Annotated in this window: 11 protein-coding genes; 4 read left to right on the top strand and 7 right to left on the bottom strand. The window is 62.8% G+C overall.

From position 1 onward, the window contains the following. Window positions 1-46: 46 nt before the first annotated feature. Window positions 47-2,314 carry an LPS-assembly protein LptD gene (locus tag HUK73_RS09315; protein ID WP_176591647.1) on the bottom strand — a complete coding sequence of 756 codons (2,268 nt, stop codon included), beginning with the start codon at window positions 2,312-2,314 and terminating at the stop codon, window positions 47-49. Between the two features lie 181 nt (window positions 2,315-2,495). Between HUK73_RS09315 and HUK73_RS09310 the strand changes: the two genes are divergently transcribed. From HUK73_RS09310 to ndk, 3 genes are all read left to right on the top strand, one after another. Next, window positions 2,496-3,941 (top strand): leucyl aminopeptidase, encoded by a 1,446-nt coding sequence (locus HUK73_RS09310; protein WP_176591646.1) that lies wholly within the window; start codon window positions 2,496-2,498, stop codon window positions 3,939-3,941. 11 nt (window positions 3,942-3,952) lie between these two features. After that, window positions 3,953-4,390 (top strand): DNA polymerase III subunit chi, encoded by a 438-nt coding sequence (locus tag HUK73_RS09305; RefSeq protein ID WP_176591645.1) that lies wholly within the window; start codon window positions 3,953-3,955, stop codon window positions 4,388-4,390. 93 nt (window positions 4,391-4,483) lie between these two features. Next, entirely contained in the window at window positions 4,484-4,906 is a 423-nt protein-coding gene (gene ndk / locus HUK73_RS09300) for a nucleoside-diphosphate kinase (RefSeq protein WP_009820765.1), read from the top strand. Window positions 4,907-4,977: 71 nt separating this feature from the next. On the opposite strand, the gene HUK73_RS09295 is transcribed toward ndk, so the two are convergent. Beyond that, the gene (locus HUK73_RS09295) at window positions 4,978-5,652 is read right to left on the bottom strand and encodes a glutathione S-transferase family protein (RefSeq protein ID WP_176591644.1); all 675 of its coding nucleotides are present in this window, start codon (window positions 5,650-5,652) and stop codon (window positions 4,978-4,980) included. Between the two features lie 176 nt (window positions 5,653-5,828). Here HUK73_RS09295 and HUK73_RS09290 point away from each other — a divergent pair, with 176 nt between their 5' ends. After that, on the top strand, window positions 5,829-6,620 hold the full coding sequence (locus HUK73_RS09290) for a sulfite exporter TauE/SafE family protein (protein ID WP_176591643.1): 792 nt from the start codon (window positions 5,829-5,831) through the stop codon (window positions 6,618-6,620). A 255-nt stretch (window positions 6,621-6,875) separates the two neighbouring features. Here the strand turns inward: HUK73_RS09290 and HUK73_RS09285 are convergent, their stop codons facing one another. From HUK73_RS09285 to istA, 5 genes are all read right to left on the bottom strand, one after another. Then, complete coding sequence (locus HUK73_RS09285) at window positions 6,876-7,823, bottom strand: ArdC family protein (protein WP_255326236.1); 948 nt, start codon at window positions 7,821-7,823, stop codon at window positions 6,876-6,878. Window positions 7,824-8,377: 554 nt separating this feature from the next. Continuing rightward, window positions 8,378-9,934 (bottom strand): HEPN domain-containing protein, encoded by a 1,557-nt coding sequence (locus HUK73_RS09280; protein ID WP_176591642.1) that lies wholly within the window; start codon window positions 9,932-9,934, stop codon window positions 8,378-8,380. Continuing rightward, on the bottom strand, window positions 9,931-10,566 hold the full coding sequence (locus tag HUK73_RS09275; protein ID WP_176591641.1) for a hypothetical protein: 636 nt from the start codon (window positions 10,564-10,566) through the stop codon (window positions 9,931-9,933). Before HUK73_RS09275 ends, HUK73_RS09280 begins: the two co-directional genes overlap by 4 nt. A gap of 297 nt (window positions 10,567-10,863) precedes the next feature. Further along, window positions 10,864-11,631, bottom strand: coding sequence for an IS21-like element helper ATPase IstB (istB, locus tag HUK73_RS09270; RefSeq protein WP_054944222.1), 768 nt, complete (start codon window positions 11,629-11,631; stop codon window positions 10,864-10,866). Beyond that, a complete protein-coding gene (gene istA, locus HUK73_RS09265; protein WP_082430708.1) occupies window positions 11,628-13,124 on the bottom strand; it encodes an IS21 family transposase in 1,497 nt (498 codons plus the stop codon). Before istA ends, istB begins: the two co-directional genes overlap by 4 nt. Between the last annotated feature and the right edge of the window lie 30 nt (window positions 13,125-13,154).

Here is a 13,154-nt window from a genome sequence, read left to right as displayed (position 1 = left end):
CGATCCGCCTTAACCGGCCCTGAGCAGGAAACGGGAAGGCTGATCCTTATATGCCAATATTGCGAAAAGCCAGCCGAAGCTGGAAGCTATTGCCCTTTCGCGCGTCGCCCAGCACCTGATAGTCGCGCCGCCAGGTGAGGCCGAGCGTCAGGCAGTCATCCTCATAGGCGACGCCCACGCGATGCCGCACCGGCTGATAACCGTTCGCGCTGCTCAGCGGATCTTCCTTCGCGTCGGTCAGGTCGATGACGGTCGAACCGAAGAGCGACCAGAAGCGCGCAAACTGTATACGCCCGCCCAGCCGCAGTTCCTCGCGGTCCTGCAAATCCTCCAGGCTGAGGTCGACATTGCGGTTGAGGCGCAGATAGCCGATCATCACATAGGTTTTCTTGCTCCCGATCGTCGCGTCGATCTCGTTCCGGCGGATGGCGAGATTGTCCTTGTCCAGCCGGAAGCGGTGAGTGAAGCTGATGAAATCCTTGTAACGGATGGTGGTGCGTCCGACGATGTCGGACAGTCGATCCGACAGGCCCGTGCCGTCGGGCAGGATGCTTTCGCGGCTGTTGAGGCGATAGCTCTGCCCGATCACGCTCTCCAGCGAGAAGTTCGGGAGCGACAGGCTATATTCCAGCCCATAGGTGACGCGGGTCGAATCCTCGAATCGGTCGTAGCCGGAAAAACGGTTGAGCGCGAAGAGGTTGCTGTCCTCCAGATCGATGGCGCGGGCGTCCTCATTGGGGACGGAAAGGTTGGCGATCTTGGGCGCCGCGACGATCTGCACGCGCGGGGCGATACGCTGCACGCCGCCGAACGCCTCGCCCATGAAGGGCCAGCGCAGATCGATCGCCGCCGCCGCGATGCCGCGCGCCTTCCAGCCCGGATCGCCGGCATAGCTGGCCACGGTGTTCAGCAGATTGTCGCTGCTGTGATAGACGTCGCCGCGCAGGTAGGTGGTGAAGGTCACTTCCTGACCCATTGGCGTCAGCTTGCGCAGGTTCCATTCGAACGCGGCGAAGGCGCGCTGCGTATCCTCTCCATGGGTGCGGGTGATGGCCAGGCTGTTGAGCTGAAACTGGGCGACGCCGCCCAGCCAGGGGTCCTTCATGCGCAGGCGATAGTCGATCACGGGCAGGGCGATCGGTGTCTGTCCCTGCGAATCATTGGCGCGCAGCGTCTGGATGGCCCATCCCGCGATCGAGAAGTAACTGTTTTCCCCCACCCGCTGGGCGTTGATGGTTGAACGCAGCCGGTCGTCATTGCCGAGATAATAGCGGCGCAGGAAGGTGCGGTCGGAAACGACGCGGATCGATCCGTTGACACTCCATTCCGGCGTCAGTTGCAGGCCGCCGCTGGCATCCAGATAGCCACGGAAATCCTTCTGTGCGGCCGCAGTGTCCACGGTGCTGGAGGTGGTGCTGGCGTCGAGGCGGCTGCCATAGGTGGCATAGCCTGTGATCTGGTAGGCGCCGCGGTCCCAGAGATGACGGTAATGGCCTTCCATCATCGGCAATGCGTTGGTGAAGACGTGCGGCGTGATCGTCAGGTCGCGATTGGGCGCAAGCTTCATATAATAAGGCAGCGCGAGTTCCAGCCCGTTGGTGCGGTTGTAGCGAATCTCGGGAATCAGCAGGCCGCTGCCGCCATTGTCGCCCACCGGATGGGAAAAGGCGGGAAGCGGGATGAACGGCAGGCCGAACAGTTCGACGCTGGCATTGGTATATTTGACGCGGGCCTTGGTCGGATCATAGACGACCTTCACCGCCTTGATCTGCCAGGTCGGTTCCTTGGGGCAGCCCTTGTGGTCTTCGACCGCGCAGCCGGTATAGGCGGCCCTGTGCAGCGTGTAGACGCCGTTCCTTCGCTCGCCATTGGCGGCGGCAAGGCGTCCGCCCGATTGCAACACCAGCAGCATGTTCTGGACCATGCCGTCCTGAAGCGAATCCGTGACGTCGAACCTGTCGCCATAAGCGATATTGCCTTCGGGATCGGTGGCGGAGACATTGCCGGTCGCCTCCACCTTGCCCGTATTGCGGTTCCATACCACCTTGTCGGCGCGCAACCGATTGCCTTCACGCAGCAATTGCACATTGCCGCTTGCGGTCACGATTTCATTGTTGTTGTCATATTCCAGCGCATCGGCGGCAAAACCGATCTGCTCGTCATTTTCGGGCAATGGCGTATCGGGCGCGCTGACCGTCGTTTGCGGCTCGTTGAGCTGTTGCGCGGCAGCATGGGGGGCGACCGCAAGGCACGGAAAGGCGACGCCGACGGCTAAAGCCTGTTTGAAACGCGAAGGGAAAGGGATATTCTGCAAAGGAACGGGCCTCTTTGACGGGGCGCTTTGTTTCCCGCCTATCGCATTGCTTTGTCTGCGCTGCAATCGTCTGGGCCAAGACTTTTGCCCGAAAATCAGTCGAACGGCTTTGCCAGACAGGGTAAGCCGCACTATCTGAGCATCAGACACATAACGCCTTGCAGGAAATAAAGGACCTTTGATGGAAATCGCGTTCAGCCCGATCCGTCCCGAAGCCGATACACTGGCCTTTGCGGTGCCCAAGGGCGGTTTCGACGCCCTGCCCCTGAGTGCGGCGCCGGTGCTGGCGGCGGGCGCGGCGGCAGCGCGTTTCACGGGCGAGGCGGGGTCGAGCTTCGAAAGCTTCGTGGAAGAGGGCGGCAAGGTGCTGCGCGTGGTGCTGGTCGGCACCGGCGCGGGCAGCGACGCGGATTATGAGCGGGCGGGCGGCGCGCTGACGGCGCGGCTGGCGACCAGCGGTGCGGCTCATGCCGCGGTCGAGTTTTTCGGCGGCGCGAGCGGCGAACAGGCGGCGAAACTGGCCTTTGGCGCGTTGCTGCGCGGCTGGCGGATCGACAGCTATCGCACGCGGCAGCCGGAAAAGGCCAAGCCGACGCTGAGCAAGATCACGCTGGTGTCGGCCGATGCCGAAGCGGCATGGGAAAGGCAGGCCGCCGTTGCGGCGGGTGTGGCCTTCACCCGCGAACTGGTGTCGGAACCGGCGAACATCCTCTATCCCGAGAGCTTCGTCGAGCGCTGCCAGCATCTGGCCGAACTGGGCGTGAAGATCAGCGTGCTGGACAAGGCGGCGATGACCGAACTGGGCATGGGCTCGCTGCTCGGCGTGGCGCAGGGGTCGGTGCGCGAGCCGCGCCTGCTGGCGATGGAATGGGACGGCACGGGTGGCGCTACCGAAAAGCCGCTGGTCTTTGTCGGCAAGGGCGTGACCTTCGACACCGGCGGCATTTCGCTGAAGCCCGGCGCGGGCATGGAAGACATGAAGTGGGACATGGGCGGCGCTGGCGCAGTCGCTGGCGCGATGAAGGCGCTGGCTGGACGCAAGGCCAAGGCGCGCGTGGTCGGCATTTGCGGGCTGGTCGAGAATATGCCCGACGGCAATGCCCAGCGCCCCGGCGACATCGTCACCTCCATGTCGGGGCAGACCATCGAGGTGTTGAACACGGACGCGGAAGGCCGTCTGGTGCTGTGCGATGTCATCACCTGGGCGCAGAAGACCTATGCGCCGGAAGTTATCATTGACCTTGCCACGCTGACCGGCGCGATGATCATCTCGCTGGGTCATGAATATGCGGGCATCTTCGCCAATGACGATGGCCTGGCCGACGATCTGATCGCGGCGGGCAAGGCAGCGGGCGACCAGCTTTGGCGCTTCCCGCTGGGCGATGCCTATAACAAGCTGCTCGACAGCCCGATTGCCGACATGAAGAATATCGGGCCGCGCTATGGCGGGTCGATCACGGCGGCGCAGTTCATCAAGCGCTTCGTCGACGAAGGCGTCAAATGGGCGCATCTCGACATTGCCGGCATGGTCTGGGCCGACAAGCCCGGTGCGACCTGGGACAAGGGCGCGACCGGCTATGGCGTGCGGCTGCTCGACCGCTACGTCGCGGACAAATTTGAAGGCTGATGTAGGAACCGATGCAGGTCGATTTCTACCAGTTGAGCCGCGATCCCGTGGAACAGGTGCTGCCCGCCATTGCGGGCCGCATCCTGGACATGGGCGCGCGGCTGCTGGTGGTGGCGCAGGAGCCTGACCGCCTGGATCGGATTTCCGCAGGTCTGTGGGCCGGGCCGCCGGAAAGCTTCCTGGCCCATGGCAAAGCGGGCGAGGGCGCCGAGTCGGTGCAGCCGGTGTTGCTGGCATCGGATTGCGTCGCCGCCAATGGGGCACGGCATATCGCATTGGCGGACGGCATCTGGCGTGAAGAAGCGCTGGAGTTTGAGCGCGCCTTCTATTTCTTCGACGGCGAAACCATAGAGGGTGCGCGGGCAAGCTGGCGGACGCTCTCCAAGCGGGAGGGCGTACCCCCCCGTTTCTGGCGGCAGGAAGGCCGCAAATGGGTGCAGGGTCCTTAGCTGGAGCCGTAAATCAGCCCCCTTGCGATAGCCACCGCCCCGGTCTAAAGGGCGCGCGAACTTATCCCAAACAATCTGGAGCTTTTGAGCCTCATGGCCGTGACCCGCACCTTTTCGATCATCAAGCCCGACGCGACCCGTCGCAACCTGACGGGCGCCGTGACCAAGAAGCTGGAAGAAGCGGGCCTGCGGGTCGTCGCATCCAAGCGCATCCGCATGAGCCGTGAGCAGGCCGAAGGCTTCTACGCCGTTCACAAGGAACGCCCCTTCTTTGCCGATCTGGTCGCCTTCATGATCTCCGGCCCGGTGGTCGTGCAGGTTCTGGAAGGCGAAGACGCCGTGAAGCGCAACCGCGACATCATGGGCGCTACCAACCCGGCCAATGCTGATGAAGGCACCATCCGCAAGGACTATGCCGAATCGATCGAAGCCAATTCGGTCCATGGTTCGGACAGCGAGGAAAATGCCGCGATCGAGATCGCCTATTTCTTCAAGCCGGAAGAAATCGTCGGCTGATCCAGCCTGCGAGAGCGATAGAAAAAGGGCCGGAGCGGAGTGCTTCCGGCCCTTTTTTCATGTTCCCCTTCTCAGACCGATTGCGGCGGTCCCTCGAACCTGTCGATCACCCACTCCTCCGCCTGGGCGCCGCCGATCCATTCCTGCATCCAGGGATGGTTGATGACCGCGCGCATATAGGCTTCGGCAAAGCGGGCGACGGGAAGCTGATAGGTGATGAAGCGGGTCACGACCGGCGCGAACATCGCGTCGACCGCGCCGAATTCCCCGAACAGGAAATCCCCTTCGCCGCCGTAGCGCGCACGGGCCTGCGCCCAGAGCTGCATGATCCGGCCGATATCCTGCGCCACCGCTTCGGAGGGTGGGACGGGCGCGTAGATCTGACGGATGTTCATGCTGTGCTCGCGACGCAGCGCCGCGAAGCTCGAATGCATTTCCGCCGCCATGGAGCGGGCCATGGCACGAGCGGCGGTGTCGGCCGGCCAGAATTTGTCGCCGCCCGACTTTTCATTGAGATATTCGACGATCGCCAGACTGTCCCACACGACAACATCCTCGCCATCCCACAGAATCGGCACCTTGCCCGAGGAGGGCGCGAATTCATCGCCCTCGCGCCGCTTCTCCCATGCTTCGTCATAGAGCGGGACGACGACTTCCTCGAACGGCAGGCCGGACAGCTTGCACGCCAGCCAGCCGCGCAGCGACCAGCTCGAATAGGCTTTGTTGCCAATGAACAGCTTCATCATGTCCCTGTCTTTAGACGGGGGTGGGAAGCGGAGTCGAGAAAAAGGCGGCGACGAAACAGCGGACAGCATTTGTTTTCGACGGCGAAAAATTTCCCATCCATAAGGGGGCTGGCTGTTCGGGGATTTGGGCCGTAAATGTCTACCAAATAACTCACATAACAAGCTTGGGACTTTATATGGATTGGTTGCACGCGGTCGCGGGCTTGTTCGTCGGCGTGATGGTCGGCATGACTGGGGTAGGCGGGGGATCGCTGATGGCGCCCATCCTGATCCTGCTGTTCGGCGTCGCGCCCACCACGGCGGTCGGCACGGACCTGTGGTTCGCCTCGATCACCAAGGCGGTGGGCGGCGCGGTCCATCATCATCATGGCGGGTCCGATGGCGGGCCGGACTATCAGGTGGTGAAGCGCCTGATGATCGGCAGCATCCCGGCCTCGCTGATCACGCTCGCCTTCCTGTCGGAAATGCATATCGGCCAGATCAAGACCGGCCTCATCACCTCCGCCCTTGGATTCGTGTTGATCGCCACGGCGGTCGCGACGCTGATGCGCGGCCGTTTCCATGCCTGGGCCCTTGCCCGCCGCGTCGGCACGGCGGAGGGGTTCACCCGCTGGCAACCGGCTTTGACCGTGCTGGCCGGTGCGCTGCTGGGCGCGATGGTGACGCTGACCTCCGTGGGGGCGGGCGCGATCGGCGCGACGCTGCTGCTGGCGCTCTATCCCCTGCGCATGCGGATGCAGCGGCTGGTCGCGACCGACATCGTTCATGCCGTGCCGCTGACGCTGGTGGCGGGGCTGGGCCATTTGTGGATCGGCAACGTCAATCCGGCGCTGCTGGTCAACCTGCTGGCTGGTTCGCTGCCAGGCATCGTGATCGGCTCGCTGCTCGCCGCCAGGGCGTCGGAGCGCGTGCTTCAGCCCTTGCTGGCGACGGTGCTGGTGGTGGTGGGGTGGCGCCTGATCGCCTGACCGGCGCATAGTTGCCGAGCCGGAATCGAATTGGTAACAAATTTGTTTGATTTTTCAGAGATTTATTGATTGCCAGTCGAAAAATAGGCCCCCAAAAAGGCCACAGTTCGGTCAGGCTACAATCAGGAATCACATTGGTTTCCCAATACTTATACCACGAGGGCAGGCCGAAGGGAATGTCCCGCACATGGGGTTGGGTGGGCGGACCAAACAAGGTGGTCGCCCCTGTCTGGGGCGGCCTTGCTCATCGGCTGACTATGCCGCCTCTTTCTCTTCGTCGGGATTCGCCAGTTGATGCAGATAGGCCACGGCGCGCTCGGCATGGGCTGCGGCCTGCACAATGGCGCGCGAATCGTTTTGCAGCACCCTGATCCAACTCGCTATATAGCTGGCATGATCCGGACGAGGCTCGACGGCCAAGCCAAGATCGGCGGCCAGGAACGCCGCGCCTAATTCCGCTACAAGCTCCTCGCGTGCATACCCTTCGTCGCCCCATTTCTCGCGGCCAAAGCTGCGATCAAGGCGGCTCTTGTGTCGAGTCCAGTGGCAAGTTTCATGACCTCGGGTGGCGTAGTAAGCGTGGGCATCATGAAAGGCCGCAAAGGGCGGAAGTTGGATGCGGTCGGCTGACGGCACATAATACGCCTTATCTCCGCCGTGGTTCACGGTTGCCGGGACACTGGCAAAGAACGCCTCGGCCGCTTCGATTCTCTCCACCTCCAGAGGTGGTTCCGGCACGATATGGAATTGCTCGGGCAATCCGTCGACCTGCGCCACGTTGAACACGGTATAGCTTTTCAGGAAACGGAACGCCTGTTCCTTGTCCTCGCCGCTCGCCTCATCATGAACGGTCCTGCTGCTGTCGCCGTAATAGACCACCGTTGCGCCGCGCTCGCCCTTGCGCACCTGCGCGCCCAAGGCTTGTGCCTGCTTGTAGGTCATCCATGACGGGCTGACGAACCCGGATGCCTGGGCCTCCATCCACAACAACAGAACATTGATGCCGCGATAGGGCTGGCCGGTGGCGCGCAACGGTCGGGTCTGCCCCGATGCGGCCATGTCGCCCCCGCTCCACGGTTTGATCCACGGGCGGGTGCCTTGTTCCAGTTCGGCCAATATGCGGTCGGTGATGCGGCTGTGGGGGTCTTGCTTGGTCACGATCTTCACTCCCTTCCAATCCGCGCAGCGGGTCATGCCGCGCATGACCCCTGCCGACCCGGCGAGGGGCGGAGAGAGAGGGGGCAAGGTCTGGTGCCGGTGGGTGGTGCGGGCGCAGCGCAGCGAGCCACGGCCACCAAAGCATGGCCTTGCAGGGAGAGAGAGGCAGCGCCTCTTTCTTCCTCGAATCGGAGAAAGGTCGCGCCACTGCGGCGCTCAGCGTCGGGCAGGCCTGCCCGCCCTAGCTTACGTCAGGGATGGCAACCGTCCGGTCTTGTCGAGGTTATTCACCGCAACAAGTGCGGCGAATCGGGCCGTCATTCACCGCTTCCAACTTGCGCTGGGTTTGGATCGGCAGGCTGCTCCTTGCAGCGGTTCGAACGCCGGTGTTGGGAAGCAAGGTTACAGCTAACCCAACCCATAAGCTGGGCGTTGAGTGGATGACCGGAAGCTGTGTTGGCATTTTAGGATTGAGGAACTCAATTTGCGATTGAAAAAGTCAGTTTGAGTGAATGGAGGCAAATTTCTCTCAACTTTGAATTGGAAAAGGCAGTTTTGCGGAATGAGCGCCTGAAACACTGCAATCCCGACTGATTTTGTCAGCCGACCGATTCGTTCGCGCGATTTTCCTCAAACATTCTTGTGCGCCCGAAACGCAATCTCCCATCGGGTTCCGCCATATATTCAACCGTCGCGACAATCGGTGGACGGCTCTTGTCGCAATAGCGCACGGTAATGGTGTCGTCCCTGATGGCAGGGCAAAGGCCGGAGCCATAGAGAATGTCCGCCAGCGCGTCGAAGGTCGTTGCCTTGGCGCGATAGGCTCCGGTCCAACGTACCGCCCAAATGTCCTCGTTGGCTTTGACGCGGTAGCCCGCCCGCTCTGCAACGACCATGACTGCGCCCAGCACCGTATCTGCGCGCACATTGAAGTCCAACACGGCGGACGGGTCGGCGGGTTTGGAACGGGCTGCCTGCGCTGGATAGACGGACCTCACCTGCCATAGGGCCTCCGCGCCAGCCATAAAGAAACACAGGCCGATCATAGCCAAGGGGATACGGTCAACCCATCGCATGAACCTGTCCGAACGCCAGAAACGGTGAACGGGAATGAGCCGATTCCATCGGACCCGCGACGGGCGCGCGTGGTGCACAATCCGCCATGTCCGTCGCGGCATATTGGCGCAGTGGATGGGCTGGGGAAGCGTAATAATCGTGGCTTCTTCTGCGGGTGGTGGGAGCGTCGGCGCTGGTGGCCCTGCGACAAGCGAGGCTTGATGATCGGCGCAGACGCACGCCGCCCGTTCCGCCAATATTTCGACTCGCGCGAACGCCCATGCCAGTTCCTGCGGCGAGATGCGGTAGGATCGCCCATAGCGCGCCTCGACATAGGCTCGGCGGATGCAACCGAAGGCGCGGCGCTCGAACCGGCTGACTCGCGGCCACGCTGAACACAGGCGCGCGTCGAGCGCTTCGGCGGCTTCGCGCAATTCGTCCAGCGCGTGGGTGCGCGGGCCGTGGAGGGTGATCGACCACAGCACGCATTGATAGAAATGTTCGCACGCCTGATGCAGCAGCAGCGCCGCCATCGGCGCGTTGCCCTGATCCCGGTAGAAGATCGCGCCCGCCAGAAAATCGCATCCGTTCCTGTGCCAACGCCGATACTCCGCGACGCCGCGTATGGCCCGGTCGCGCACGGGGAGATGACGCGGCGCTTGCAGGCGCAGGCCATCCATCTGGTAAAGGGCTATTCCCTGCTCCGCGATGGTGACGAAATGCGGAACGCCCTCGACAAGAGCGCTGTTGATCCGCTCCAGACTTTCGACGGTCAGCCGCACCGGGCGGGTGATCTCGCCAAACTCCCATGCGCGGCGCAACCGTTCCCGCACCAGCCGCCAGTCGCCTTCACTGCGGGCGAGGCGGGGATAATTGACGATCATCAGCAGGCGGAGCGCTTCTCCCGGTGCGACCTGCTCCCAACCCTGTTCGGCATGGGGGCCATGCAGGATCAGCGTCAGAATCCGACCCGCCCGATACTGCTGCGACAGCCTGCCCTTGGCTGTTTCCTCGAATGCCTCGAACAGGATCGTTGCCACGCGAAGAAGCTCTGCTCGAATCGGCACGGGCAGATGGTCGGCATCGGTGCGCAACATCATGACAGCACCTCCCGCTGGCGGCGCTTAAATCCCTGCGGGCGCGGGTGGCCGGTCACGTCAGCCACGCGGTCCAGCAAGGTGCGCACAAGCGGACGGACCCGATCAGGCGTGAAGCCGCCGTCATTCATCGGCGGGTCGCCGATCAGATGCGGATAGCCCCATTTCCAATAGGGTGAGAGAATGACCGCAAGCTGCGCCATGTCAGGGCAGTCATGCCCAAACCCAGTAGCGTTGGCGTAGGCCAGCGCCTTCGCAATGTCCTGCCGGATATGCGCCGCGTTCCAGTCATCGGGAAAACCAATGTCCAGAAGATAAGCGCACAGCGCCAGCTTGGCGATGGCCCCCGCCTGATGCAGCGTCACGCGAACGTCTCGCGCAAAGAAACCCGCCTCGATCGGAGCGAAGGCGATTTCCGCGCTATCATAGCGGTCGCGGCTGAGCGCGCGGCCCATCTTGGTCCGAACAAGGGTGGCCGGTTCGTCCTCATAACGTCGGTGCAGCGATGCCAAAGCCTTTGCCCAAGGCGAGGCGATTGCCGATGCGGTGACAGGCGCGACGGTCAAGCCATGTAGCAATGCGCGTCTGGAAGTGACGGTTTTCGAATCGCGCGGTGGGAGGTTGCGTAAACTCATCAGCCTTCCTTCCTTCAGCCTTCCGACGCGCAGTAGCCGCACCGGAACGTATAACCGGCACCGCTTATAGCGCGAAAGGTAGGAAATATGCAATAAGCGGCACCGCTTATTCTGCTTCAGGTTGAACAGGTGCCATGCGCGGCTACGACAACTATATGGGAAGACCGCCGCTGTCAACGGCGGAGTAAAAGTCGGCCATTGGGCGGCGCAAAATCAGGCCGGGTGATCCGTGTGCTGGCGAGCGCCGCGAGGGCGTAGCCCGAGTGGGGGTCGCCAACACACGGATGGTCTTTTCTGTCAGGGGTTGGAGCGTGCCTTGCGCGCCTGGCTTTGGGCCAGACGATAGCTCTCTCCGTTCATCTCGAGTATGGAGACGTGGTGGGTAAGCCGGTCGAGGAGCGCGCCTGTCAGGCGCTCGGAGCCGAACGTTTCGGTCCACTCGTCGAACGGCAAGTTGCTGGTGATCAGCGTCGAGCCGCGCTCGTAACGCTGCGAGATCAGCTCGAACAGCAGTTCCGCGCCGGTTTTCGAGAGCGGCACGAACCCCAGTTCATCGATGATGAGGAGCTTGTATCCGGCCATTTGCTTGTGGAGGCGCAGAAGGCGGCGTTCGTCGCGTGCCTCCATCATCGCGCTGACCAGCGCGGACGCGGTGGTGAAGCCGACCGTCAGGCCCTTCTGGCAGGCGGCAAGGCCGAGGCCGATCGCCACATGGGTCTTGCCGGTTCCCGAGGGACCAAGGGCTATGACGTTCTCGCGGCGGTTGATCCAGTCGCAGCGTGCCAGTTCCAGCACCTGCATCTTGTTGAGCTTGGGGATCGCGGCAAAGTCGAAGCTGTCGAGGCTCTTGGCGGCCGGGAACTTCGCAGCCTTGATCCGGCGCTCGACCATCCGGCGTTCCCGGTCGATCAGCTCCAGTTCGACAAGCCGGGCAAGGTAGCGGACGTGATCTGCGCCCTCGGCCGCGCATCGCCGGGCCAGCTTGTCATGCTCGCGCAGGAAGGTTGGTAGCTTGAGCGTCTTGAGGTGGCTGGCCAGTAACAGCTCGGGGGACGGACTGCTCATGCCGCATCCTTCGCATCGCCCGAGAGCAACTGCATGTAGGAGCGCGCCGATGTCGTCTCCACCCTGGCTCTGGGCAGATAGGGATAGATCGCCATGTCCAATCGGGGTGGTCGGCGCTCCACCCGGCACAGCAGGAGATGCTTCACGGCATCAAAGCCGATCGCCCCGATATCGAGAGCCTGCTTTACGGCCGCATGCAGATCGGCAAGCGTGAAGCTCTCCAGCAGACGCAGCACCTGCACATACTCGCGCCGACCATGCTTGCCCATACGAGCTTCCATGAGGCGGCGCAGCGTTGCAAACGCTTCGGGCAGGTGCCAGCCTTGCAGGGGCGCTGCCTGATCGAGCGCATTGATCTTCTGTTCGATCAGGGGAAGGTAATGGATGGGATCGAAGATCACGTCCTCGCGCTCGTAGCTGCGCACATGACGGGCAATGACCTCGCCCCGGCAGCCGATCACCACCTCGCCGACATAGCCCCGGATCCATACCTCCTGATGGCCGAAGCGCACCGGCACCGAGTAATCATTGGTCCGGTAACGCACCAGCGCCTGCGACGAGACCTGGCCGCTGGTCTGGTCACAAGCCTCGAACGGGGCAGCCGGCAGTTCCTGCATCGCCGCCAGATCGCGCTTCAGCCTCTCGCCGATCGTCTCGCTCTCGCCCCGCAGCCGGTCGTTCTGACGCTTGCGGCATTGCTCCTCGAGCCACAGGTTGAACGCCTCCCACGTCGCGAACCGGGGGATCGGCACCATGAAGTTGCGGCGAGCATAACCGACCAGCCCTTCAACACTGCCTTTGTCGTTCCCCCTGCCGGGACGGCCGTAACGATCGCGGATCAGGTAATGCGACAGGAAGCCGCTGAACAGCCGGGCGCGCTGCCTCGTGCCGTCGGGCAGGATCTTCGAGACCAGGCAGCGGTCGTTATCGTAGACGATCGACAGCGGCACCGCGCCGAAAAACGCGAAGGCGTGCACGTGGCCGTCCATCCATGCCTCGGCAACGGCAGCGGGATAGGCGCGCACGTAGCAGGCGTCGCTGTGCGGTAGATCGAGCACGAAGAAATGCGCCTTCTGCACAACACCGCCGATCTCGACCATGGCCTCACCAAAATCTGCCTGGGCATGGCCGGGCGCATGCGCCAGCGGCACGAACATCTCCCGGCTGCGCTGCTCGCGCTGTCGGATGTAATCCTTGATGATCGTGTAGCCGCCGGTGAAACCGTGCTCTTCGCGAAGGCGGTCAAATACCCGCTTCGCCGTATGACGCTGCTTGCGCGGAACCTGACGGTCACCATCAAGCCATGCATCGATGATCGGAACGAACGCTTCCAGCTTGGGCCGCCGCACCGCCGCCGTCCGGCGGTAACCGGGGGGCTCCGAATACGACAGCATCTTGCGGACCGTGTCGCGCGATACGTTGAAATGCTTCGCCGCCTCACGCTGGCTCATGCCGCCCGCGCAAGCAAGACGCACCTTCAGGTAAAGATCCACGGTATATATCTCCACGCCCTCCCTGCTCGC

Source organism: Sphingobium sp. EM0848, assembly GCF_013375555.1.
GTDB lineage: Bacteria > Pseudomonadota > Alphaproteobacteria > Sphingomonadales > Sphingomonadaceae > Sphingobium.
The sequence above is the reverse complement of the archived record's forward strand: the minus strand, read 5'-3'. Positions and strand labels throughout refer to the sequence as shown.